Here is an 868-nt window from a genome sequence, read left to right as displayed (position 1 = left end):
ATACAGGCCGGAGTTTTTGTTGTACCCGGAAATATCGGAAGGGGAGAAAACGGAAAAAATCGGAGAGAAAAAGCGGGAATCTGCTAAACACGGATTTACAAAACACCATAGTGCGAAAAATATTTTTTGAATACCCTCCTACTTTAAACCTTGATGATATTGTAAAAGATATTTTTTTAAAGATTCCGCTTGGAAATGAAACATATATTGTAAACGTAACCGCCGGCGGCAGCATAAAAATGATTGTTCAGTCTTACGGTATCTGGGAATTTGCTTCTGCTATTGTATTTTCTTACGCTTTTCCTGGAATCATTTTTTACAGAAAAGTCAGTGGTATCATTTTTAAAAATGTTGCAGACTGGACAGAAACGATGGTTTGAACTAATTTTATGCCGGATTATTTGCAGGAAGTTCTAACAAAGCAAGCACTTTCACACCATTTATTGTCTCCTGAGTCAGAACGGATGGTATAGTTTTCCAGCTTTGAATGTTACCTTCAGGAGAAAGGGCATCTTCTATTGAAATCAGCCACATATTAGCATTATCAGTATTTTGATAAATCTCCAGGTAAGATACATTATTTGTTTCGTCCCATGTTTCTCTGATTTTTGTCCAGGCATGCATAAGGGAAGCAGATGATATACTTATAAACTTTCTCAAAGTGTATACACCAAAAAATTGTATTTTCTGATACTCCGGAGGCATGTTATTATAATATCGCTTTGCGCTTATCAGGCATGAATTGTCGTGATATACACCTTCTGTCTTTGCTATTCGATACCAGCCATGCTGTTCACAAAAAGAATAAGAACAGGAGATGTATCCCGGCACAATATCCGTGTTTAGCAAACCAACCCACAACCCCACC

Annotated in this window: 2 protein-coding genes; one reads left to right on the top strand and one right to left on the bottom strand. The window is 37.3% G+C overall.

Annotated elements, in window-relative coordinates; genetic code table 11:
• Positions 1-110: 110 nt before the first annotated feature.
• On the top strand, positions 111-380 hold the full coding sequence (locus C805_RS0107150) for a hypothetical protein (RefSeq protein ID WP_022750928.1): 270 nt from the start codon (positions 111-113) through the stop codon (positions 378-380).
• A gap of 7 nt (positions 381-387) precedes the next feature.
• On the opposite strand, the gene C805_RS26885 is transcribed toward C805_RS0107150, so the two are convergent.
• Positions 388-868 (bottom strand): hypothetical protein (locus tag C805_RS26885; RefSeq protein ID WP_207637002.1); only part of this gene is annotated, 481 nt, incomplete at its 5' end.

The sequence above is a fragment of the Eubacterium sp. 14-2 genome, from assembly GCF_000403845.2.
In the GTDB taxonomy this organism is placed as follows: domain Bacteria; phylum Bacillota; class Clostridia; order Lachnospirales; family Lachnospiraceae; genus Petralouisia.
Note: the sequence above shows the minus strand (reverse complement) of the source record. Positions and strands in the feature narration are given on the sequence as shown.